The organism is Methylopila sp. Yamaguchi (assembly GCF_002897035.1).
GTDB lineage: Bacteria > Pseudomonadota > Alphaproteobacteria > Rhizobiales > Methylopilaceae > Methylopila.
Genome location: NZ_BAUX01000012.1, coordinates 70,600 through 89,868 on the forward strand (window position 1 = coordinate 70,600; position 19,269 = coordinate 89,868).

The following is a 19,269-nucleotide window of genomic DNA, read 5'->3' on the forward strand; positions in this document are numbered from 1 at the left end:
GCGAGCCGCCGACGGTTTCTCAGGCGGTCCGGAGAGCGACGGCGCCTTGTTCGTCTGGCGGCGACGCGGAGGAGCGACGGCGGACGCCACCTGGGGCCGTCGCTCGGGCCGCAACCCAGCTCGGCCGCACCCCCAAGACGCTCAGTCCCTCCGCACCGGCCTCGGCGGCTGCGTTCCGCGCCGGTAGCCGAGCGATCCGGAGCTCTCGGCCTCACGCCGCGCGCGTTCGACCTCCGCGAGTTGCACGAGCAGCGCGCCGACCGCGGCGCGCGGGTCGCCGTGGGCCTGCGCGATCACCGCCTCGATCTCCGCCGCTTGGCCCGCAAGAATTTCGTCCTGAAACAGCTCCGCCGTCGACGGGGCCTCCACCTGTCTCGCCATGATCTCGCTCCGTGCCGGTCTGAGGAATGGATTCCAGACGTCCGCCCGTGGCGCAAGAACAAAAAAGAACATCACCCTTTGGCTGGGGAGAACGGGCGCAAGCGGGAGCCTGACGAGGCGGTGGTCGCCAAAGCGCCCAGCCGCTGAGCTCGGCGGCTGGCCTTGCCGGCGTCAGATGCGCTGACCAGCCAGCTCAGGAAGTGAGCACAGGGGGCGCGGCTGAGTGTCCGTGGTGTCGATGGCGCGAGAAGAAGGCGTTCTACACGTACGTCGACGTTCCAATCCGAGCGGGCCTTCGACTAGGCAGGCGCGCCGCCCCTAAACCTCAGGAACGTCCGCGGCTCGCCGTCTCCGAACGCCATCACGTCGTAAGTCTCCGCCTCGCGTCCTTCGAGCTCCATGCCGGGCGACCCGATCGGCATCCCGGCGACGGCCAGCCCACGGACCTTTGGACGCTCGGCCAGCAGGCGGTCGATCGCGGAGGCAGGCACATGGCCTTCCAACACGTAGCCGTCGATCTCGGCCGTGTGGCAGGATCGGAGGGCGACAGGCACGCCGAGCTTAGCTTTCACCGCGATGATGGCGTCGGTCTCCACAGTTTCCGCCGGGTAGCCGGCCGCACGGACATGGTCGACCCAGGCCTCGCAGCAGCCGCAGGACGGGTCCTTGTGGACCACCATTCGCGGCTTGCCCCCGGCGCGAGCGTGGCCGACGGCGGCGGCGGCCGCTATCAGCGAAAGCGCGATCCTTCGAGTAATCCGATGCATCATCTCTCCGTCCTCGGGTCTGGATGCGTGGGACGGGCGGCGTTGTCTGCGGACGTGCGGATCAACGCAAGACCATCCAGACGGCCATGCCGACCATCATGAGGTTCTCGGTCAGAGAGACGAAGCCGAGCGGCACGTTGCTCGAGCCGCCGACGCAGGCGCATTTGAGTTCGCGCTTGTCCACGTAGACCGCCTTGAACACCGATATCGCGCCGATCGAGCCGATGAACAGCGCGACCGGGATCGACACCCAGTGCAGCGCGCCCGCGGTCATGAGCACGCCAGCCAGCGCCTCTGCGTACGGGTAGACGTAGCCGTAGCGAACCCAGCGCTTCGCCAGAAGGTCGTAGTTCAGGAACATGGTCGAGAAGCTCTCGACGTCCTGCAGCTTCAGCAGCGCGAGCACGCACATGCTGATCGATACGAACCACTCCGCGGCTTGGACCGTGAAGGGCGTGCCGAACGCGGCGTGGCTCGCCGCAAGCGCGACCAGAGCGGCCATAGCGAACACGGCGACGACGGGCCTGTAGCTGGTTTCGCCGGGCTTCGGGACGTGCAGGCCGAAATGGCGGCGGAGGTCGTCGTAACCGCCGATGCGCCGCCCGTCGATGAAGATCTGCGGGGTGGTCTTCACCCCGTATCGCTCCTTAAACGCGTCGGTCTCGTTACGCGTCTTGAGCCAGTGGTCATCGACCTCGAAGCCATTGCGCCTAAGGAGGTCAACCGCCTTCGTCCCGTAGGGACAGACGTGCGACGGCATCACCATGCGGTGGATCGACGCCGTCGGGCGCGTGGTCGTGCTCATGTCGTCTCCCGAGCGCCGGGCGCCGCCGCGACGACCGCTTCCGACGCTTCACGTGTGGTCATCACTTGGCCCGGGCGTTCGCCCAGCTCTCAAACTGGGCGATCTGCTTCTCCTGGTCGGCGATGATCGCCTTCGCCCACGACTTGGCCTGTTCGTCCTTGCCGTGCTGGAGCTCGATCGTGCTCATCGCCACCGCGCCGCGATGGTGGGCGATCATCCCGCAGACGAAGGCGAGGTCCGGATCCTTGATCCCATGCGCCGCCCTCATCGCCCGGTTCATCTCGTGCATCGCCTTCATGGAGGCCGTCTGCGGCCCGCGCATGTCGAACATCGAATGGGCCGCCATGTCGCCCATCTCCATGGCCTTGCCAGTCACGCCCTGCCCCGGCGAGGCGGCCTGACATGCTTTGGGGAGGCTCTCCGCGCCCTCTGGGGCCTGCTTGGCGTCCTGCGCCATCGCGGTCAAGCACGTCGCGGCCAAGGCCGCGGAAGCCAGAATGAACTTGTTCACGTCAGATCTCCTGATCAGATGTCGGCAGACGCGCGGCGCGCCCAAGCTCTCGAGGTCATTTCTTACGGATCTTGGTCACGGTGATCTGGCCGTTCACGCGCTCGGCTTCGAACGTCACCTTGTCGCCCGCCTTGACGGACTTGAGCATCGCGGGGTCGGCCGCCTTGAAGACCATCGTCATCGGATCCTCCATGTCGAGGCTCTTGATCGGGCCGTGGTCGAGCGTGATCTTGCCGGCCGCCTCATCGATCTTCTTCACCGTTCCGTCCGCTGCGAGCGCGACGGATGCGGAGAACAGCGCAGCTGACAGAATGGCGCCGGCGGAGACGAACTTTTTCATCTGGATCTTCCTTGGTTCGCGGCTCACTTGACGGCGACCGCGCCGTCCATGCCGGCCTCGCGGTGGCCGGGGATGAGGCAGGCGAAGTTGAACTCCCCGGCATTGGTGAACTTCCAGACGATCTCGCCGGACTTGCCGGGAGAGACGCGTCGCCCGTTCGGATCGTCGTGCTCCATGTCTGGGTTCTTGCGCATTGCGATCGCGTGGCGGTCGTTCTCGGCTCGGGTCGCGAGCATGAACTCGTGGTCGACCTGGCCCTCGTTCTTGAGGACGAAGCGCACCTGCTCGCCGCGCTTGGCGGTCAGGGAGCCGGGTTCGAACAGCATCTTGCCGTCGTCGGTCTCCTTCATGACGACCTCGACGGTGCGGGCGGGCTTGGCCGGATCTCCCGGCTCGCCATAGGCGCGCGTCTTGCCGTCATGGCCGGGGTCAGCGAGCGCGGCGGCCGGCGCGAGGACCGCTGCGAGCGCGGCGGTGACGATGAGCTTCCTCATGGGGCTTCCTCTCGTGGGTCGGTGGCGTCAGTGGTTCGCGTGCCCGCCGCCGCCCTTGCCGGCGGCCTTGGGCTTGACGACGTTCATCTCGACGGAGCCGGGCTTGGCGGGTTCGGCAGCGGCCTTGGGAGCCGCGGGGGCCTCGCCCTTCCACTCGAAGGCGACGGTTCCCTGCGGGTGCTCGAACCATCCGGGATCGCGGTAGTCCTCGCGCGCGAGCCCCTTGCGGACCTTCACGACCGAAAACATCCCGCCCATCTCGATCGCGCCGAACGGGCCGAAGCCGGTCATCATCGGCAGCGTGTTGTCCGGGAGCGGCATCTCCATCTCGCCCATGTCGGCCATGCCCGCCTGTCCCATCGGCATGTAGCCGGGGGCGAGCTTCCGGATGCGCTTGGCCAAGTCCTTCTTGTTCACGCCGATGAAGTTCTGGAGCCCGTGGCCCATGGCGTTCATGGTGTGGTGCGACTTGTGGCAGTGGATCGCCCAGTCGCCCGGGGCGTCGGCGATGAAGTCGAAGGCGCGCATTTGCCCGACCGCGCAGTCGACCGTGACCTCGGGCCAAGCGGCGGCCTCCGGCACCCAGCCGCCGTCCGTGCACGAGACCTTGAAGTCGTAGCCGTGCATGTGGATCGGGTGGTTCGTCATGGTGAGGTTGCCGAACCGCACCCGGACCCGATCGCCCTTCGCCGCCACGAGGTGGTCGATGCCTGGGAACACACGGGTGTTCCAGGTCCAGAGGTTGAAGTCCGTCATCTCGGCGACGCGCGGCACATAGGCGCCGGGCTCGATGTCGTAGGCCGACATCAGGAAGACGAAGTCGCGGTCGACGCGCCGGAATGCCGGGTCCTTCGGGTGCACCACGAAGAAGCCCATCATGCCCATGGCCATCTGGACCATCTCGTCGGCGTGCGGGTGATACATGAAGGTCCCGCTCTTCTTCAGCTGGAACTCGTAGACGAAGGTTTTTCCCGGCTTGATGTGCGGCTGGGTCAGCCCGCCGACGCCGTCCATCCCCGAGGGCAAGAGCTGCCCGTGCCAGTGCACCGTGGTGTGCTCCGGCAGCCGGTTGGTGACGAAGATGCGGACCTTGTCGCCCTCCACCGCCTCGATGGTCGGTCCCGGCGACTGGCCGTTGTAGCCCCAGAGGTGGGCGACCATGCCGGGCGCGAGCTCCCGCACCACGGGCTCGGCGACGAGGTGGAACTCCTTCCAGTCGCGGTTCATGCGCCAGGGCGCGGTCCAGCCGTTCAGCGTGACCACGGGGTTGTAGTCGGGGCCGGTGGTAGGCGTCAGCGGAGGCTGCATTGTCGCCTCCGACATGGTGGCGGCCTCCGGGATCGAGGCGGCTTGGACGCGGCCGGAGACGGCGCTCGCCGCGACCAGCGTGGTGGCTCCCGCCGCGGAGGCGGACAGGAAGGATCGGCGCGACACGGCCATGGTCTGTCTTCCGGTCAATGGGGCGAGGCCGCGGATGCGGACGGAGCAGACGCGACGGCGGCCGAGGGCGCGAACGACGCTGGCGCGCCGCCCCAGATCAGGGCCGCCTGGAAGTCGACGTCGGCGATGAAGAAGTCGCGCTTGGCGCGGATCGCCGCGACGTTGCTCGCGACGTTCTCTCGGGCGTTGGTCAGGAGCTCGAAGGCGTCGACCAGCATGCCGTTGTAGCGGAGCAGCGACTCCTCGGTGATGATCTTGCGGAGCGGCAGGACCCTCGCTTGGTAGGAGCGCGCGATGTCGTGGCGGCCGCGCCATGTCTGGTAGGCTTCGCGGGCCTCCGAGCGCGCGTTGACGGCCTTCTCCAGCAGGCGGTTGACCGCGCCCATGTAGGTCTCGCGTGCTCTCGCCGATCGCGCCTTTCCGAAGTCGAAGATCGGGATCTGGACGGCGACCTCGAAGCCCTTCGGGTTCGCCTTCTCGCCCTCGGCTGAGCGGGCTCGGTTGGCGACGCCTGTGACCTCCAGCAGGGAGATCGCCCGGGTCTGCTCGGTCAGCCCGTAGTGTTGCGCGAGCGCGTCGAGTTCGAGGCGGTCGGCGATGATGTCGACGCGGCGGGTGAGCGCCACGGCCTCGACGTCGCCCTGAGGCTTCAGCGTCGGGAAGCCGGGCAGCCGGTCCGGCAGCTTGAACTCCGTGTCCCGCCCCCAGAGTCCAAGCTTCCGCGTAAGCGCCTCGCGCTCCTTGGAGGCCTCGAGACGCGCCTCGGCCAGCTCGGTCGAGACCTCGGCGTAGAGGGCGGCCGAGCGCGCTTGGTTGAGCTTCGTGGCCGCCCCCGTTTCGCCGAGCTTGCGTGTGAGCTCGGCCGCCGCGCCCGCCGAGGCCCTTGCGGTCGCGAGGAAGCCGACGGTCTCCCGCGCAGCGACGGCTCGGATCCAGCCTCGGCGCGCCTCGGCGGCCGTTTGGAACGTCGCAGCGATCGCTTTCTGTTGCGCCGCTCGGAACTCCGTCTCGGCGATCCTGGCGCGTCGAGGCAGCGTCAGGAGTTGAAGCAGATCGGCGATCAGCCTCCGCTCGACGTCGAGGTCTCCCGACCCGGCCACGCGCTCGAGCGACACGGTCGGCGACGGGGGAAGGCTAGCTTCGACGTATGCGGCCTCGGAGACGCCGAGCGCGTTGTATTCGGCCTGAAGGCCGCGGTTGTTCAGCAGCGCGATCTGGACGGCGCCGTCGGCGGTGAGCGGCCGGGTCAAAAGCGAGCGGACACGGCCCTGCGCCGCTTCTGCGTCCGCCGGGGTGACGATCTTCGCGGCGTTCTTGCCGAGTTCCAGCGAAACCCGAGAGACGACAGGGGCCATGCCGCCGTCGGGCGATAGGGAGGCGCAGGCGGCGAGCGTGGCCGCGGCGGCCGCGACCAGCGTCGCCCTTGCGAGGCCCCGGGATCGGGTCGCGACCATCACATGCCTCCCGGCGTCTTCGGAGCGACGCCCCGGTTCTGCTCGGCCCACGGCTTCGGCGGCACGGGTCGGTGGTCGGCCGTGCCCGCCGTGACGGAGGCGTAGCGGGCGGGCGCCGCCCGGACCGTCGGATCAGATGGATCGCGCCCGGCCACCGGAGGTGGCGGGAGCGTGGAGCAGCCGGCCAGCAGCGACGCTGCGGCGGCCGTGAGAAGCGGCTTCATGTGAACCCCGGGATCTGAACGAGCGGGCGCGGGCGGCGCGGGAAGCGCGCCGCATGACGCGGTCGGTCAGGTCTCACGGGCGCGCGCCGAGCGCGGGAAGCGCGCGCGGAACGTCAGCGAGGCTCAGCCGACCGTGGCGGCCAGCGGTCTCGGAGGTCGCTTGACGTTGATCGCGGGGCCGCTGTGGGCGGTCGGCTCCGGCAGGGACGGCCCCGAGGTCGCCTCGATCGGCAAGGGCGTCAGAACGCCAAGCTCCTCGGACAGCACGGCGTGGCAGACGCTGCTGCAGCAGCGCGTCTTGTCGGCCGGCCCATGGCCTCCGCAGTCCGCGTTGGCGCCTGACGCGGCGACGTCAGCCGCCCGGTCTTCCGCCGCGGCTCCACTGGACACGTCCCCGACCGAAGACGGCGGCCGAGACTGCTCCGCGGCGGGCGGAGCGCCGTGCCCGGCGTGCGCCTCGCTGGGAGTCGCCCAAGCGGAAGCCACGAAGACGGCGAACACGACGGCGGCGAGCAGGCGGAGGATGGCGCTCATCCGCGCACCCTCCCGAGCACGTTTACGAGCTCCGCCACCTTCTGGCGCTGCTCGTCCTTGTCGCCGGACTGGATGGCGTTCTCGACGCAATGGCCGACGTGATCCTTGAGGATCTCCTCCTCGACCCGCTTGAGGGCGGCCCGGACGGCGGAGATCTGCGTGACGACGTCGATGCAGTACCGGTCCTCCTCGAGCATGCGCGCGATGCCGCGGACCTGGCCCTCAATCCGGCCCAGCCGCTTCGCGCAGGAGGTCTTGGCGCAGCACTGCATCGGACCAGGCTACCCCGAGGGGGTATGTTCGGCAAGTTGCGGTCGGACGGTTCGGAGGCCGTCAACGACTTCTATTCTGGCCCGGCGCCACGTCGATTGCTCATGCCGCCTGACGATGCGCTCGAACCGCCAGCCGGCTGCGGCTCCCACCCGAAGGTGCTGCGCCCGCCGTAGCTATGGGACATGTCTCGTTCGTCCTGCAGCGCCGCGTCGAACGACGGCCCGTCCACCACGGTCTCAAGCCTCCGGGATTCCCTGTCGAGCCGCGCGAGGGCTTCAAGTCTGTCGTCCCGACCCAGCTTCGCGTTCGAAACGGCGGTCTTCAGAACGCGGATCGTCTCGTCGTAGACGAGGGTCGGCACGGGGAAGGGATGCCGATCCTTGCCGCCATGGGCGAACGAGAAGCGCGCGGGATCGCTGAAGCGGCACGGCGCGCCGTGCACGACCTCCGCGACCAGCGCGAGCGCCCGGACCGTGCGGGCCCCGACGCCGGGCGTCGCCAGCACGTCCGCGAAGTCCTCCGGCCCTCTTTCGGCCGCCGCGGCGATCGCCCCCTGGAGACGGCGCGCGATCACGTCACCGGCGCGCACCTCGTGATGCGCGGGCAGGACGAGGTGCGGCAGCGTCATCTGGTCGGATGGTTTGGCTGGAGCCTCTCGAGGCGGCTCGAGCGCCATCGCGTCGGCCGCGATTCTGTCCGGCGACGTGGTCCGCAAAAGATCGAGTTGAGCGTCCCGGGAAGCTGCGGCGCGCCGGTCGGCGAGGTTGACGATCGCGCCGCCGGTTTCGCCGTCGATCGCGGCGTGCGGATCGTCGACGAAGCTCGTAAGACCCTCGGACAGCCAGTGGTAACGGCGGGCTTGGCGAAGATCGCCGTTCATGCCCTGCTGCACGACCGCCCAGCGACCATCGTCCGTTACGATGAAGCTGTGCAGGTAGAGATCGAAGCCGTCCTGCACGGCGGCGCTGTCGACCTTGGCGATCAGTCGGCTGGCCGCGGCGAGCGCCGTTGCGTCGAAGCCCACGCGCGCCCCGGCTGCGATCAGTTCGTCAGGGGTCTGTCTCGACTGTTTGCCCCGGCCGCCACAGACGTGGATGCCGAGTTCGCCGGCGCGCGGCGTCAGCCCGCGCTTCAGTGCGCCGACGACGCTCGTCGTGACGCCGGACGAATGCCAGTCCATCCCCATGACCGCCCCGAAGGACTGGAACCAGAAGGGATGCGACAGCCGCCGCAGAAACTCGTCGCGACCGTAGTGGTGGACGATCGCTTCGGTGATGATGACGCCGAGCTGCGTCATGCGCTGGCCAAGCCAAGCCGGAACGCGGCCGCCGTGCAGTGGAAGGTCCGCGCTGCCGGCCCGTCGCGTCATCGCTCTTTATCTCAGGTCTGATCGCGCACGACTTTACCCGCGGAGGACCCGCGGCGCGCAAGGACGTATAGCAGGCCGCGCCTCCCGAGGCAGGACCGCACCTTTCCCTTCCCCCAGGCTTGTCACGCGGCCCATGCGTTCGCTCGCCATGTCTTTGGAACAGCGACGGCCCGCTGGGCGCAATGGGCGGTAACATGCTTGGCCGGTGGAGCTGACGCTCGCGAAGCGTCAGGCGCACGCGTCCGATGTCGATCAGGCGACCGCCTGAACCTGCGCCTTCGCGGCGCGCGCGCTCCGCACGGGCGGCGCGCCGAACAGTCGCCCGTATTCGCGCGTGAACTGCGACACGCTTTCGTAGCCGACCGCATAGGCGGCGCTGCTGGCGCTCGCCTCCTCGGACAGCATCAGCCGCCGCGCCTCGATCAGGCGCAGCTGCTTCTGGAACTGCAGCGGCGACAACGAGGTCACGTTGCGAAAATGCTCGTGGAACGAGGACGGGCTCATGCCCGCCGTCTCGGCGAGCCGCTCGACCCGTAACGGCCGCGCGAACTCGGCGCGCAGAAGAGCGACCGCCCGGGCCACGCGCCGCACATGCCCCTCAGGCCAGCCCAAGAGGCGAATCGCGGCGCCGTGGCGTCCCGCGAGCAGCCAGTAGTGCATCTCGCGCACGAGCTGCGGCCCGAGCACGGGCACGGAGGATGGACGCTCGAACAGCCGCATCAGGCGGAGCGCCGCGTCCGTCACCTCCGCGTCTGTCGGGTGCACGCGCACCGGCGCGGGGTCGCGGACCCCGTCCTCCGGCATCTGGGCCGTCAGGTCGGCGATGACGGCCGGATCGAGCTCCAGCACCAGCGAATAGTATGGGGCCGTAGGGCTCGCGAGGGTGACCTGGCTCAGCGTCGGCACGTCGGCGGTGATGAGCAGACTGTCGCCGGCGGAGAAGTCGAACGCCGTCGCGCCCATCGCGACGTGCTTCGATCCCTGCAGCACCAGCGCCGCCAGCGGGCGCGGGATCTGGTGGACGATTTCGCTTGGGGCGGTCGCGCGAACCAGCGTCAGGCCCGCGACGGGCGTGTCGAACACGCCGTCGCCGGTCCCTTGGGAGTCCACATGCGCGCGGACGGCGTCGAACAGGGCGGTCATGGCCCAAAGCTAAATCAGGCGCGCGACGTTTGCACGCCGCTTCGGAGGAATAGGCAAAAACCGTCGAGCTTCGGGAAACAAGCCGAGACGCTGGGCGACGATGTTCAGCCCGTCCCCAACACGGAGCCCGAACATGACCACCATCTCACTCGTGACCGGCGCCAGCCGCGGCCTCGGCCGCAACACGGCCCTCAGCATCGCCCGCGGCGGCGGCGACGTCGTCATCACCTATTACAGCCGCTCCGACGAGGCCGAAAAGGTCGTTGCGGAGATCGAGGCCATGGGCCGCAAGGCGCTGGCTTTCCGGCTGGACTCCGGCTCGGTCCCCGCGTTCAAGCCCTTCGCGCAAGAGCTCAAGGCGGCGCTCAGCCAGACCTGGGACCGGGAGACCTTCGACCATCTCGTCAACAACGCCGGGCATGGCGACTACGCGCTGATCGCGGACGCGACCGAGGCGCAGTTCGACCGGCTGGTCGACGTGGACTTCAAGGGCATGTTCTTCCTGACCCAGGCGCTGTTGCCGCTGATCGCCGACGGCGGTCGGATCGTGAACCTGTCGTCGGGCCTCACCCGCATGTCCTATCCGGGCTACGGCGCTTACGCCGCGGTCAAGGGCGCGGTCGAGACGCTCACGCTCTACATGGCGAAGGAGCTCGGCTCCCGCGGCATCGCGGTCAACACCGTGGCGCCCGGCGCGATCGAGACCGACTTCGGGGGCGGCGCGGTGCGCGACGATGAGAGCCTCAACAAGGCCTTCGCCGACATGACCGCGCTCGGCCGCGTCGGCGTGCCGGACGACATCGGCCCGATGATCGCAAACCTGCTCGCCCCCGCCAACCGCTGGGTCAACGCGCAGCGGATCGAGGTCTCGGGCGGCCAGATCATCTGACCGCCGCATGTCGACGGCGGAGCCCCACACGCTCCGCCGTCGGCCAGCGCGGAGACCCGCATTCTCTAGATCAACAAAAAGAGTCGAAGCTGCCTCCGACTCTCTTCTAGTTCAGCGACCTTTTGTTCTAGCGGCCCACTTCCGTCGTCGACTTGACAGGCTTACTGCCCGGCTCGTGCGACATGGTCTTGGTGCGGGACTGGACCCCGTCCTCGCCGACGGTCGTTTTTGTTTGCGACTTCGAGAACGTGCCGCCGTCGTGGGACATGGCCTTCGACTGGCCCTTCAGGTCGCCTGAGCCGGTCTCATGGCTCTTGGAGCGGCTCGAGTTCTTTGTGCCGCCCGCCGCGGCGCCGCCGGTGGCGAGCGACGATCCCCGCGAGCCGTCAGCGTCCGTCGACGTGCCTCCCGTTCCCAGCGTGGTCGCGGATGTGCCTCCGGCGGCCGCAGAGCCCCCGGTTCCGCCGGTCGAGCTGCTCTGGGCGAACGCCGGAGCCGTCATGAGCGCTCCGGCGAAAACGCACGCTGCGAACTGGCGGGAGATTCTGGCGTTGGTGCTGGTGTACCGATTGATCATGGCGGTGTTCCTACTTCTGCCCGGGCGGGACGGTCACGACGCAGTCGCCGTCGCTGCTGGTCGCCACGCCCTGTCCGTTCGATGACGAGGAAGACGACGAAGACGAAGAGGAGCCGCCCCTCGACGCTCCGGCGCTCGGGCCGGTGGTCGATGCAGTCACGCCATTTGGTCCGGCGGTGACTTCGCTCGACATCTGGCCCGCGCGGGCCTGTGACGACGCGCCGGGAGGCGCTTCCACCGTGCGGCAGGGCTTTCCGTCAGGCCCGGTGGTGACGGTCTTGCCGTCCGGTCCCGTGCTCGTCGACACAGAGCCGCCTGGACCCGAACTCGACGAGGACGAACTTGACGCCGCGTACGCGACGCCGATCGTGGCCACGGCCATTGCGGCCGCAGCGCACATCACGATTGATGAGCGGGGCATGGGGTGAGCCTTCAGTGATAGTGAACGAGCGGCCCCGGCGATGCCGGGGCCGCTGCGGATCACTTGCTCTTGTTGCGACCCGGCGCGTTCTCGCTGTTGCCGGGGCCGGACGCGTCATGTCCGGCCGCGCCGGCCGAGGAGCCGCCGGTTCCGACCGAGGAGCTCGAACCGCTGCCGCCGCCAGCGGTCGAACCGCCCGTGCCCAACGTCGAAGAGCTGCCCGAACCCGAGCCGCCCGCCGAAGAGCCGCCAGTGCCGACCGTCGAGTTCGAGTCGCCGCCGCCGGCGGAGGACCCGCCCGTGCCGACAGTCGAGGAGCTGCCCGAACCCGAACCGCCGGACGACGAGCCGCCGGTGCCGACCGTTGAACTGGACTCGCCGCCGCCAGCGGAGGATCCACCCGTCCCCACAGTCGAGCTCGACTGCGCATGTGCAGCGATCGCAGTGCCCGCGAAAAGGGCGCCGGCGAGTGCGAAGGTTCTGAAAGCCTGGAAATTCATAGGATGTCTCCCTGCGCACCGACGGTCGTCGCTGCACAAAAGTTGATCCGCCCTCGCACAGCAAACGTGCACTGGAGGCAGGCGTTCCTCGCCCACGTCTCGATTTTTTGGAAGGGATCGACGTTGCTAGAGGCTGGGAGGTACTTCGGAGGTCGACCTCCACATCCCGCGACCGGCCACGATGTCTGCCCCTCGACACCCTGTCCGGCGTCGGTCAGCAGACCGGGGGGATTTCCCCTCCCCGGCTGTCACGCCGCCCCAGTTCGCTCGCCATTTCTCCGAGCGCCTGATGGGCGCGAGAGATGGAGCGTCGCATGACCATCGTCGTCATCAGCGGAAGCTGAGGGAGCCCCGCCCAGGCCCGGTAAGGCGGACGGGGTCCGCACGCTCCCGCCTGCAGTGCGGATCAGACCAGGACGCCGCCACCGTCGACCACGAGCGTCTGGCCCGTGCCGTAGGTCTGAGCCATGAGGTAGACGTAGGCCTCAGCCACCTCATCGGGCTCGCCCACGTGTCTGACCGGCAGACGATCCGCCTGGTCGGCGTAGAAGGCGCTCCGAACCTCGTCGTCCATGCCGCGCCAGAGCGGCGAGCGTACGACGCCCGGCGAGACGATGTTGACGCGCAGAGGCGCCAGCTCGACGGCGAGCGCGCGGGTGAGCCCTTCCATAGCCGAACAAATGCTCGCCGCCACGGACCAGCCCGGAGCAGGCCTTGCGCCCGCGATCCCGGAGGTGAAGATGATGGAGCCGCCGGGCCGCAGCTTGCCGTGAGCCGCCTTCGCCGCTCCCAGGGCGCCCCAGTAGCGCAGCTCGAAGAATGTCCGCGCCTCGTCCAAACTCATCGAGGCCAAGGGGGACAGCTTCAGCCCTTCGCCGGCCGTGTAGACCAGATGGTCGAACGCGCCGACGGTTTCAAAGAACCTGGCGATCGCGTCGGCGTCCAGAAGGTCGACGACCGTCCCGGTGGAGCCGGCGGGCAGCGCAGCCAGCGCTTCGTCGACGCGGCCTGGGTTGCTCGAAGCGATGACCGCCTCGGCGCCCTCCGCCGTTGCGGCCTGCGCGACGGCCAAGCCGATGCCCGAGGTGCCTCCCAGGAGGACGACCTTCTTTCCTTGCAGTTTCATTGCGACGCTCCTTGTTCGGAGCCGGATTTTCGTCCTTGAAATCAGTTGCCTCCAGAGCAACTTCAGACACTCTATGATGACGAGGAATCATCATGGGTCTTGATGCGCGGCTACTGTCCGGAATTGGCGTGATGATCGCGGTCGTCGACCAGGGAGGCTTCGCCCGTGCGGGAGACGAGCTCGGGCTGACGCCCTCGGGCGTGAGCCGCGCGATCGCACGCCTCGAAGCCCAGTTGCGAGTTCGCTTGTTTCATCGGACCCCACGTCGTGTGGAGCTGACCGAGGAAGGCCGCCGCTTCCACGCGGAGGTCTCGCCGCTGCTGGCGGCGATCCGCGACGCTGCGGAGGACGTGGGCGAGGCGACCGCCAGCGTGAGGGGGCGATTAAAGGTCAACAGCGATCCCTGGTTCGCCCGGGTGATCCTGGCGCCTCGCCTTCCCGATCTCCTGCGATTGCATCCCGAGCTTCAGATCGAGTTTGTGGTCAGCAACCACCGCGAGGAGATGATGTACGGCGGCGTCGACGTGGCGGTGCGGTTCGGATCGCCGCCTGACGCCGCGATGATCGCCCGGAAGCTTCTGGAGACACGGATCGTTACCTGCGCTGCGCCGGCGTACCTCGCGCGGAGAGGCGCCCCGCAAAGCCCGGAGGACGTCGCGCAACACGATGTTCTGCTGTTCCGCAATCCGGAAACCGGCCGGCCCTTCCCTTGGGAGTTCCATAGGGCTGGCTCGGTGGTCGAAACCAGGGTCGCGGGACGGGTCGTCATGGACGACCCGTCCGCCGCCCTGGCGGCCTGCGAGGCCGGGGGCGGTCTCTTCCAGAGCTTCGAACTGGGTCTTGCGCCGTGGCTTCGCGATGGGCGTCTGACACAGGTGCTGACGGATTGGGCCGAGGAACGCTTTCCGCTTTATTCCTTCTACCCGTCCCGGCGTCAGACGCCGGCGAAGGTGCGCGCCTTCCTCGATTTCGTGGACCGCATCTGCAGGATGGAAGCCGCGACAGCGTGATGAGATGTCGCCAGTCGGGCCATCGTCGACTGCAAAGGGGCGACAGGCTTCGTGCAGCGAAGAGGCGCTGCTCCCGCCTGACATGGGCGGTGGGTAGCCGCCGATAAGCCGCGGGGGCGCCGCTCAATGTCGTCGCAGCGTCCGTCGGCTACCGGAGCGCTTAGAACCTGCGCGTGATGCTGGAGAAGACGATTGGCGCCCAGCGCCGGCCTGCTTGAGGCGGCCACATCGGGCGCGGACAGCCGCAGACCGGGGAACACGGCGTCGGGGTCGGACGTTGTTGGGGCTCCTGCAACTAGGGAGGCGCCATCATGGCCGACAAAGGACTCGAGAAGCTCTTCCACGAGACGCTGAAGGACATCTACTACGCCGAGCGCCAGATTCTGAAGGCGCTTCCCAAGCTCGCGCGAGGGGCCCAGGCGCCGCAGCTGAAGGCCGCTTTCGAGAAGCACAAGGAAGAGACGCAGGGCCAGATCGAACGGCTGCAGCAGGTCTTCGAGATCATCGGCAAGCCAGCCCGCGGCAAGACCTGCGACGCGATCGAGGGGATCATCTCCGAAGGCGAGGAGATCCTCGACGAGTTCAAGGGCGACCCGGCCCTGGACGCCGGGCTGGTCGCAGCCGCTCAAGCCGTCGAGCATTACGAGATCGCGCGCTACGGCACGCTGAAGACCTGGGCTGAGCAGCTCGGCCTCTCCGAGGCGGTGAAGCTCTTCGACGAAACCTTGAGCGAAGAGAAGAAGACGGACGCCGACCTGACCAAGCTCGGCGTCTCGGCTGCGAACGTCACTGCGAAGAAGGCGGCTTAATCCTAGTCGCGCTCTGCGACCGCCATTTGAACGGCCCGCCGCAGCGTCTGCGTGCGGGCCGTTCTTTATCCAAGGGCCCCGCGACGACCTTTCTCCGCTCGCGCATGACGACGATCTCGCGGCGGAAGCCGGCGGTCCACTTGGCCTCCGGGCCTCGGCATGGCGATACTGGCGGCTTGTTCGCCGCGAACGTCATGCTCAGCCGCGTTTCGCCGCCTATACCGCTGCAGCAACGCTGAGGCGAACACGCGCCGGTCAGGAAAGCGCCTGATCTGGAGTGGTAGGCCCGGCCGGACTTGAACCGACAACCAGACCGTTATGAGCGGTCGGCTCTAACCAATTGAGCTACGGGCCCCCGGCGCAGACATACGCCAGAGCGGGACGCTTTGTCATCGGCGCGATGCGAAGGTCCGGCCAAACGCTCACAACGCCGCCACGCCACGCGTCGCCACATCGATTTGTTGTTTGATGTGGATTTACGTTGACTTCACCGCCGCGTCACGTGAGGAACGTCGACGTGCGCCGCGGCGGGCGGCGCGCGAGACCTTTCCACGACAGGGCGCGCGCATGGCGGATTTCCCGACTCAGGCTCAGATCGTCATTGTCGGCGGCGGCATCATCGGGGCCTCGACGGCCTACCATCTGGCGAAGCTCGGCCTGAAGGACGTCGTGCTGCTGGAGCGGCACAAGCTGACCTCCGGCTCGACCTTCCACGCGGCCGGCCTCGTGGGGCAACTGCGCTCAAACGCCAACATCACGCAGCTGCTCGGCGAGAGCGTGAAGCTCTACCGGACGCTGGAGCAGGAGACCGGGCTCGCCACCGGCTGGAAGATGAACGGCGGCCTGCGCCTCGCCTGCACCGAGGAGCGCTGGACCGAGGTGAAGCGGCAGGCGACCACCGCCCGCTCCTTTGGGCTCGAGATGCACCTGCTGACCCCGAAGGAGGCGCAGGATCTTTGGCCGCTGATGGACGTCTCCGACGTGATCGGCGCGGCCTTCCTGCCGACGGACGGCCAGGCCAACCCCTCCGACATCACAGGCTCTCTCGCCAAGGGGGCGCGCATGCATGGAGCGCGGATCGTCGAGGACACGGAGGTCACGGGCTTCCGTATCGAAAAAGGGCGAGTGACCGTGGTCGAAACCGACCGTGGCCCGATCGCCTGCGAGATCGTCGTGAACTGCGCGGGCCAGTGGGCGCGCGAGGTCGGCCGCATGGCGGGCGTCAACGTGCCGCTCGTTTCGGTCGAGCACCAGTACATGATCACCGACCGGATCGAGGGCGTGACCTCCTCCCTGCCGACGCTGCGCGATCCCGACCGCCTCACCTACTACAAGGAGGAGGTCGGCGGCCTCGTCATGGGCGGCTACGAGCCGAACCCGATCGCATGGGGCGTCGACAGCTTCCCCAAGGCGTTCAACTTCCAGCTGCTTCCGTCGAACTTCGATCATTTCGAGCAGCTGATGGAGCTCGCGCTCGGCCGCGTGCCGGCGCTGGAGACGGCGGGCGTCAAGGAGTTGATCAACGGGCCGGAGAGCTTCACGCCGGACGGCAACTTCATCCTCGGCCAGGCGCCGGAACTGACAGGCTTCTTCGTGGGCGCAGGTTTCAACGCCTTCGGCATCGCGTCGGGCGGCGGCGCCGGCAAGGCGCTCGCGGAGTGGATCGCCGGCGGTCGCGCGCCCTACGACCTCGCGCCCGTCGACATCCTGCGCTTCGGCCGCAACCACCAGGACGTCGCCTGGGTGCGGGAGCGCACGCTGGAGGCCTATGGCAAGCACTACACCATCGCCTGGCCGCATGAGGAGCACGCGAGCGGCCGCCCGCTGCGGCGCTCGCCGCTCTACGACCGGCTGAAGGCGCAGGGCGCAGTGTTCGGCGAGAAGCTTGGGTGGGAGCGGCCGAACTGGTTCTCCCAGCCCGGCGAGGAGGCCCAGGACCGCTACACCTTCGGCCGGCCGAACTGGACCGACGCGGTGGCGCGCGAGCACCGCGCGGTGCGCGAGGCGGTTGGCCTGTTCGACCAGACCTCCTTCGCCAAGTTCCGCATGGTGGGCCGCGACGCCGAGGCGGCGCTGTCCTGGCTCAGCGCCGCCGACCTCGCCGGGGCGCCCGGCGCCGTCGTCGTCGCGCCCATGCTGAACGTCAAAGGCGGAGTCGAGTGCGACCTCACCGCGGTGCGGGTCGCGCCCGACGACTACTACCTGATCGCCGGCACCGCGGCCGCCACCAAGGACTTCGACTGGCTCCGCCGCAACATCCCCGAAGGCCTCGACGCCCACCTGATCGACGTGTCCTCCGCCTACGGCGTGCTCAGTCTGATGGGCCCCAACGCGCGGAGGACGCTGGAGCGCGTCTGCTCCGACGACCTGTCGAACGACGGCTTTCCCTTCGGCTCCGCCCGCAGGATCAACGTCGCGGGCGCCCCGACTCTCGCGCTCCGCGTGACTTACGTCGGCGAACTCGGCTTCGAGCTCCACCTGCCGGTCGAATTCACCGCCACCGTCTATGACGCGCTGATGGCGGCGGGCGCGGATCTCGGGATCGCGAACGCCGGCTACCGGGCGATCGAGACGCTGCGGCTGGAGAAGGGTTACTGGGCGTCGGGCGCCGACGTCGGGCCGGACCATACGCCGTTCGAGGCGGGCTTCGGCTGGGCCGTAGCTCTGGACAAGGCGGCCGACTTCCTTGGCCGCAACGCGCTGCGCGCCGCGCAGGGGCGGCGCATCAAGAAACGGCTCGCTGGCTTCACCGTCGACGATCCGTCGATCGTGCTGCTCGGCCGCGAGACAATCTACCGGAACGGCGAGCGCGTCGGCTGGCTCTCCAGCGGCGGGTTCGGGCACACCGTCGGCAAGCCCATCGGCTACGGCTACGTGCGCCAGCCCGAGGGCGGCCTGGATGACGCTTTCGTCCTGTCCGGCGCGTACGAGCTCGACGTCGCCACCCTCCGCGTGCCGGCGAAGGTCCATCTCGCGCCGCTGTACGACCCGGAGATGCGGCGCGTGCTCGCGTAACAGGCGCGTGATCAGCCGAGGCGCCGCAGGACGAGGCGCCCCAGGCCAAATTGCCCCGAGCGCGAAGTTTTTTCTTGGGAGGAAAGCCTCGAACGCCAACAGAATGCCTCGTCCTGTGTGGATTTCTATCCGCTGGCATCGAACCTGCATTACGATGCCCGCCAGCCCCGGCGTCCTGAGGAGGACCGACATGCGACGCATTCTGACGAGCTTGATCGCGGCCAGCGCCTTGGCGCTCGGCTCCGCCGCGGTGGTCGCCGCCGCGCCCGAGTCAAAGGACCCGATCAAGATCACCCTGAACGACTGGACCGGCCAGCTCCTCACCGCGCACATCATGGGCGGCGTGCTCGAGAAGGCCGGATACACCGTGCAGTACGTGCCGGCGGACTATCTCGCGCAGTTCGCAGGGATGCGCACCGGCGACCTAACGGTCGCGATGGAGGTCTGGGCGACCACCGCCAAGGAGGCGATGGACGCCGCGATCGACGCCGGCGGCGTGGAGAACGTGGGCGAGACCGGCATGCAGGCGCGCGAGGACTGGTGGTACCCGTCCTACATGAAGGAGAAGTGCCCCGGCCTGCCGGACTGGAAGGCGCTGAAGGAGTGCGCCGAGGCCTTCTCGACGCCGGAGACCGCGCCGAAGGGCCGCTACCTCGGCGGCCCGGTGACCTGGGGCGGCTATGACGAGGAGCGCATCCAGGCGCTCGACCTGCCGTTCGAGGTGGTGCACGCCGGCACCGACGCGGCCCTCTTCGCCGAGCTGAAGAGCGCCTACGAGCGCAAGGCCCCCGTGCTGCTGTGGATCTACGCGCCGCACTGGGCCCCCATCAAGTACGAGGGCGAGTGGGTCGAGTTCCCGAAGTACGAGAAGGCCTGCTACGAGGACCCGGCGTGGGGCTCCAACAAAGAGGCCAAGTACGACTGCGCCAAGCCTGTCGGCCCGATCTACAAGGCGGTCTGGACCGGCATGAAGGACAAGTGGCCGACGGCCTACAAGGCGGTGAAGGCCTACACCTTCGACAACAAGGGCATCGGCGAGCTCGCAGCCCGCGTCGACATCGACGGCGAGAAGGTCGAGGCTGTCGCGGCGGACTGGGTGGCCAAGAACGAGGCCGTCTGGAGCGCTTGGCTGAAGTAGGCTCTTCGCCTCGATCGTAACGCGTGTCCCGCCCGGCGTCGCAGGATCC

At 68.5% G+C, this 19,269-nt stretch carries 22 protein-coding genes and 1 tRNA gene; 7 read left to right on the forward strand and 16 right to left on the reverse strand.

Annotation, left to right across the window (positions count from 1 at the left end; genetic code table 11):
- Nucleotides 1–141: 141 nt before the first annotated feature.
- The 13 genes from METY_RS14610 to METY_RS14670 form a co-directional block, all read right to left on the reverse strand.
- Entirely contained in the window at nt 142–381 is a 240-nt protein-coding gene (locus METY_RS14610) for a hypothetical protein (RefSeq protein ID WP_103122129.1), read from the reverse strand.
- Nucleotides 382–680: 299 nt separating this feature from the next.
- Complete coding sequence (locus tag METY_RS14615) at nt 681–1,148, reverse strand: DUF411 domain-containing protein (RefSeq protein ID WP_444849094.1); 468 nt, start codon at nt 1,146–1,148, stop codon at nt 681–683.
- Between the two features lie 61 nt (nt 1,149–1,209).
- On the reverse strand, nt 1,210–1,953 hold the full coding sequence (locus METY_RS14620; protein ID WP_103122131.1) for a MauE/DoxX family redox-associated membrane protein: 744 nt from the start codon (nt 1,951–1,953) through the stop codon (nt 1,210–1,212).
- A gap of 61 nt (nt 1,954–2,014) precedes the next feature.
- The gene (locus METY_RS14625) at nt 2,015–2,464 is read right to left on the reverse strand and encodes a DUF305 domain-containing protein (protein WP_146035732.1); all 450 of its coding nucleotides are present in this window, start codon (nt 2,462–2,464) and stop codon (nt 2,015–2,017) included.
- A 55-nt stretch (nt 2,465–2,519) separates the two neighbouring features.
- Nucleotides 2,520–2,804, reverse strand: coding sequence for a copper-binding protein (locus METY_RS14630; RefSeq protein WP_103122132.1), 285 nt, complete (start codon nt 2,802–2,804; stop codon nt 2,520–2,522).
- Between the two features lie 23 nt (nt 2,805–2,827).
- Entirely contained in the window at nt 2,828–3,298 is a 471-nt protein-coding gene (locus tag METY_RS14635) for a cupredoxin domain-containing protein (protein WP_103122133.1), read from the reverse strand.
- A gap of 27 nt (nt 3,299–3,325) precedes the next feature.
- Complete coding sequence (locus METY_RS14640; RefSeq protein WP_103122134.1) at nt 3,326–4,738, reverse strand: multicopper oxidase family protein; 1,413 nt, start codon at nt 4,736–4,738, stop codon at nt 3,326–3,328.
- A gap of 14 nt (nt 4,739–4,752) precedes the next feature.
- Entirely contained in the window at nt 4,753–6,192 is a 1,440-nt protein-coding gene (locus METY_RS14645; RefSeq protein WP_103122135.1) for a TolC family protein, read from the reverse strand.
- A complete protein-coding gene (locus tag METY_RS14650; RefSeq protein ID WP_103122136.1) occupies nt 6,192–6,416 on the reverse strand; it encodes a hypothetical protein in 225 nt (74 codons plus the stop codon). Before METY_RS14650 ends, METY_RS14645 begins: the two co-directional genes overlap by 1 nt.
- Nucleotides 6,417–6,539: 123 nt before the next feature.
- Complete coding sequence (locus METY_RS14655) at nt 6,540–6,950, reverse strand: hypothetical protein (RefSeq protein WP_103122137.1); 411 nt, start codon at nt 6,948–6,950, stop codon at nt 6,540–6,542.
- The gene (locus METY_RS14660; RefSeq protein ID WP_103122138.1) at nt 6,947–7,222 is read right to left on the reverse strand and encodes a metal-sensitive transcriptional regulator; all 276 of its coding nucleotides are present in this window, start codon (nt 7,220–7,222) and stop codon (nt 6,947–6,949) included. Before METY_RS14660 ends, METY_RS14655 begins: the two co-directional genes overlap by 4 nt.
- A gap of 71 nt (nt 7,223–7,293) precedes the next feature.
- On the reverse strand, nt 7,294–8,592 hold the full coding sequence (locus METY_RS14665) for a DUF763 domain-containing protein (RefSeq protein ID WP_103122139.1): 1,299 nt from the start codon (nt 8,590–8,592) through the stop codon (nt 7,294–7,296).
- A 252-nt stretch (nt 8,593–8,844) separates the two neighbouring features.
- Nucleotides 8,845–9,735: an AraC family transcriptional regulator gene (locus METY_RS14670; protein WP_103122140.1), complete on the reverse strand. Its 891-nt coding sequence runs from the start codon at nt 9,733–9,735 to the stop codon at nt 8,845–8,847.
- A 133-nt stretch (nt 9,736–9,868) separates the two neighbouring features.
- Here METY_RS14670 and METY_RS14675 point away from each other — a divergent pair, with 133 nt between their 5' ends.
- On the forward strand, nt 9,869–10,624 hold the full coding sequence (locus METY_RS14675) for an SDR family NAD(P)-dependent oxidoreductase (protein ID WP_103122141.1): 756 nt from the start codon (nt 9,869–9,871) through the stop codon (nt 10,622–10,624).
- 127 nt (nt 10,625–10,751) lie between these two features.
- On the opposite strand, the gene METY_RS14680 is transcribed toward METY_RS14675, so the two are convergent.
- Complete coding sequence (locus METY_RS14680) at nt 10,752–11,126, reverse strand: hypothetical protein (protein ID WP_103122199.1); 375 nt, start codon at nt 11,124–11,126, stop codon at nt 10,752–10,754.
- A 218-nt stretch (nt 11,127–11,344) separates the two neighbouring features.
- On the opposite strand from METY_RS14680, the gene METY_RS21105 reads away from it, so the two are divergent.
- Nucleotides 11,345–11,629: a hypothetical protein gene (locus METY_RS21105; RefSeq protein ID WP_160147360.1), complete on the forward strand. Its 285-nt coding sequence runs from the start codon at nt 11,345–11,347 to the stop codon at nt 11,627–11,629.
- A gap of 62 nt (nt 11,630–11,691) precedes the next feature.
- Entirely contained in the window at nt 11,692–12,168 is a 477-nt protein-coding gene (locus METY_RS21245; RefSeq protein ID WP_200819691.1) for a hypothetical protein, read from the forward strand.
- A gap of 360 nt (nt 12,169–12,528) precedes the next feature.
- Here the strand turns inward: METY_RS21245 and METY_RS14695 are convergent, their stop codons facing one another.
- Nucleotides 12,529–13,248 (reverse strand): SDR family oxidoreductase, encoded by a 720-nt coding sequence (locus METY_RS14695; protein WP_103122143.1) that lies wholly within the window; start codon nt 13,246–13,248, stop codon nt 12,529–12,531.
- A 131-nt stretch (nt 13,249–13,379) separates the two neighbouring features.
- Here METY_RS14695 and METY_RS14700 point away from each other — a divergent pair, with 131 nt between their 5' ends.
- Entirely contained in the window at nt 13,380–14,258 is an 879-nt protein-coding gene (locus METY_RS14700) for a LysR family transcriptional regulator (RefSeq protein ID WP_346433161.1), read from the forward strand.
- A 311-nt stretch (nt 14,259–14,569) separates the two neighbouring features.
- On the forward strand, nt 14,570–15,067 hold the full coding sequence (locus METY_RS14705) for a YciE/YciF ferroxidase family protein (protein ID WP_103122145.1): 498 nt from the start codon (nt 14,570–14,572) through the stop codon (nt 15,065–15,067).
- Nucleotides 15,068–15,345: 278 nt separating this feature from the next.
- On the opposite strand, the gene METY_RS14710 is transcribed toward METY_RS14705, so the two are convergent.
- Nucleotides 15,346–15,422, reverse strand: a tRNA-Ile gene (locus tag METY_RS14710).
- A gap of 212 nt (nt 15,423–15,634) precedes the next feature.
- Here METY_RS14710 and METY_RS14715 point away from each other — a divergent pair.
- Together METY_RS14715 and METY_RS14720 are read left to right on the forward strand one after the other, a co-directional pair.
- Nucleotides 15,635–18,082, forward strand: coding sequence for a GcvT family protein (locus METY_RS14715; protein WP_103122146.1), 2,448 nt, complete (start codon nt 15,635–15,637; stop codon nt 18,080–18,082).
- A 190-nt stretch (nt 18,083–18,272) separates the two neighbouring features.
- Complete coding sequence (locus METY_RS14720; RefSeq protein ID WP_103122147.1) at nt 18,273–19,220, forward strand: ABC transporter substrate-binding protein; 948 nt, start codon at nt 18,273–18,275, stop codon at nt 19,218–19,220.
- Nucleotides 19,221–19,269 lie beyond the last annotated feature (49 nt).

Bases quoted from the DNA above. Each gene is read 5' to 3' on its own strand.
- METY_RS14620 (WP_103122131.1), bottom strand. From the start codon at position 1,953: ATGAGCACGACCACGCGCCCGACGGCGTCGATCCACCGCATGGTGATG.
- METY_RS14655 (WP_103122137.1), bottom strand. From the start codon at position 6,950: ATGAGCGCCATCCTCCGCCTGCTCGCCGCCGTCGTGTTCGCCGTCTTC.
- METY_RS14670 (WP_103122140.1), bottom strand. From the start codon at position 9,735: ATGACCGCCCTGTTCGACGCCGTCCGCGCGCATGTGGACTCCCAAGGG.
- METY_RS14705 (WP_103122145.1), top strand. From the start codon at position 14,570: ATGGCCGACAAAGGACTCGAGAAGCTCTTCCACGAGACGCTGAAGGAC.
- METY_RS14700 (WP_346433161.1), top strand. From the start codon at position 13,380: ATGATCGCGGTCGTCGACCAGGGAGGCTTCGCCCGTGCGGGAGACGAG.
- METY_RS14640 (WP_103122134.1), bottom strand. From the start codon at position 4,738: ATGGCCGTGTCGCGCCGATCCTTCCTGTCCGCCTCCGCGGCGGGAGCC.
- METY_RS14720 (WP_103122147.1), top strand. From the start codon at position 18,273: ATGCGACGCATTCTGACGAGCTTGATCGCGGCCAGCGCCTTGGCGCTC.
- METY_RS14665 (WP_103122139.1), bottom strand. From the start codon at position 8,592: ATGACGCGACGGGCCGGCAGCGCGGACCTTCCACTGCACGGCGGCCGC.
- METY_RS14635 (WP_103122133.1), bottom strand. From the start codon at position 3,298: ATGAGGAAGCTCATCGTCACCGCCGCGCTCGCAGCGGTCCTCGCGCCG.
- METY_RS14610 (WP_103122129.1), bottom strand. From the start codon at position 381: ATGGCGAGACAGGTGGAGGCCCCGTCGACGGCGGAGCTGTTTCAGGAC.
- METY_RS14650 (WP_103122136.1), bottom strand. From the start codon at position 6,416: ATGAAGCCGCTTCTCACGGCCGCCGCAGCGTCGCTGCTGGCCGGCTGC.
- METY_RS14680 (WP_103122199.1), bottom strand. From the start codon at position 11,126: ATGACGGCTCCGGCGTTCGCCCAGAGCAGCTCGACCGGCGGAACCGGG.
- METY_RS14675 (WP_103122141.1), top strand. From the start codon at position 9,869: ATGACCACCATCTCACTCGTGACCGGCGCCAGCCGCGGCCTCGGCCGC.
- METY_RS14615 (WP_444849094.1), bottom strand. From the start codon at position 1,148: ATGCATCGGATTACTCGAAGGATCGCGCTTTCGCTGATAGCGGCCGCC.
- METY_RS14715 (WP_103122146.1), top strand. From the start codon at position 15,635: ATGGCGGATTTCCCGACTCAGGCTCAGATCGTCATTGTCGGCGGCGGC.
- METY_RS14645 (WP_103122135.1), bottom strand. From the start codon at position 6,192: ATGGTCGCGACCCGATCCCGGGGCCTCGCAAGGGCGACGCTGGTCGCG.
- METY_RS14695 (WP_103122143.1), bottom strand. From the start codon at position 13,248: ATGAAACTGCAAGGAAAGAAGGTCGTCCTCCTGGGAGGCACCTCGGGC.
- METY_RS14630 (WP_103122132.1), bottom strand. From the start codon at position 2,804: ATGAAAAAGTTCGTCTCCGCCGGCGCCATTCTGTCAGCTGCGCTGTTC.
- METY_RS14660 (WP_103122138.1), bottom strand. From the start codon at position 7,222: ATGCAGTGCTGCGCCAAGACCTCCTGCGCGAAGCGGCTGGGCCGGATT.